This is a genomic window from Mesorhizobium sp. M7A.F.Ca.US.007.01.2.1, from assembly GCF_003998165.1.
Lineage (GTDB): Bacteria > Pseudomonadota > Alphaproteobacteria > Rhizobiales > Rhizobiaceae > Mesorhizobium > Mesorhizobium ciceri.
On record NZ_RZQP01000447.1, the window covers coordinates 1 to 1825 of the forward strand.

The window sequence follows — 1825 nt, forward strand, 5'->3', positions numbered from 1 at the left end:
CTAGCCGCTCGCGGCGAACGCCGCCGGCCGATTGGGCCGCCTACGACTACTACTTGCAGGGTCGCGCGCACTACCATCAGTATGAAATGGACAAGGGCGAATCCATGTTTACCCGGAGCGCCGAACTCGATCCGACTTTTGCTCAAGGTCATGCCTATCTAGCGCAGTGCCTGGTTGCGCGATTCTGGTACGACCGCGATCCTCGTACGCTGCAAAGTGCCTTGCGGTCTGCGCGCACAGCGCTCCTGCTCGACCGGAATGACGGCATCTGCAACCAGAGCATGGGTCTCGTGCTTGTACATATGCGCCAGCATGGGGATGCCGGACTGCATTTCCAGCAGGCCCGTTCGCTCAATCCGCACGACGTCAACATTGCCGGAGACTATGCAAGCTGGCTCAACTACGGCGGCCAGCCTCAGCAGTCCTTGGCGGTCCTCGAAAGGGCCATACTGCTCGACCCGTTGCCCCCGGTCTGGTTCTGGGAGGTGAAGGGAAGCGCGCTCTTCCTGCTCGGCCGATATGCCGACGCCATCGACGCTTATCGGAAGGCCGGCGACCAGTTCTTCATCCATGCCTTTCTCGCGGCGGCCTACGCCCATCTAGGCGAGATGGAAAACGCGCATGTCGCAGTCGAAGCCACACTGAGGCTGCAACCAGACCTCTCGCTTGGCTACCTTGCCCGCCTTCCCTTCGCAGACCCATCTTCCTTCGAGCACTTCCTCTCCGGCTTCAGAAAGGCCGGCTTTTTATAGGATCCAGCCGGTCCGACAACTCATCGCCGCAGTTGCGTGCATGTGAGCAGTAAGAAGGACGATGGCAATGATAATCGACAGGACAACCTCCCATACTGTTGGAACCTGACATACGGGGTCATTGCTGGATCAGGCCCGTCGTCCAGCAACGCAGTCATGTTACCTTTGGCAGACCGTCCGCTTTCGGGCGAAGGTAAAGTTTGCCGAACGTCCGAGATCAGGCGCATTGCTGCCGCCAGCCGGCAACCGCTGCGAGGTGAGGAAGGACAATGGGATTGTGCCTGGCGCCTGATCGCTCGCATCGAGAAGAAAGACCCGCCATGTGGAAGCTGCCGGACCCGATCACCACGGTCGGGCGTCACGGCATCCTGTTCGGGACCGCCATACTCCCATGAGTGCCAGCGACGGCTGGTTCAACCTTCGGCAACAATATCTGCTCGTTATGTGAAACTGGAAAGAAACGCGCAGTCGCGCGACCTTCTCTACACTGAGGTACTTGGATATCGCTCGCGCAGTATCCTCTCGACTTGACGCGTGTCCACGGTGCCCGGAATGTCAGGCGCACGCCTGAGTTCACCAAGTGGGTTCTCTCGACCCGGCAGTGGGGCTGCCTCGCCTGGTCCGCTCGAATTGCTACCAATACCAGCTGTGTTTTGGGCATGCGTTTGAGGGCCAGTCTTCAGAGCCTCGCCGGACAGGTGGAAATGAGCTCGGTGCGATCAGCATGGACAAGTACCTTGCTCGAACTTGACATAGCCGACGTCTTCGCGGCCCGCCATGCACTCGACGGCGATGGCCATCCCGGCTCCAACCTTGAAGCTGTTCTCTGGCACTAACTATGGTCCGCCCCAGCCCAGTCCGAATGAATGGCCATGGATTGGGTAGCCGCAAAAAATTCCGCGGCCGTCAAGAACATCGAGTACTGCCTTGTAAAGATCGCTTGCCGTTACGCCAAGGCGGCATGCGGCCACGCCTGCCTCAATTCCGGCAATGGCAACCGTCGTAGATTTCATTCTGCCGCGCGGACCACTTTCCCCGACAACGACAGACCTTGAGAAGTCCCAGACCTAGCC

At 59.5% G+C, this 1825-nt stretch carries 1 pseudogene; it reads left to right on the forward strand.

Annotated elements, in window-relative coordinates:
- A pseudogene (locus EN949_RS34945) lies at positions 1 to 752 on the forward strand (adenylate cyclase); the annotation flags it as partial.
- Positions 753 to 1825: the final 1073 nt, after the last annotated feature.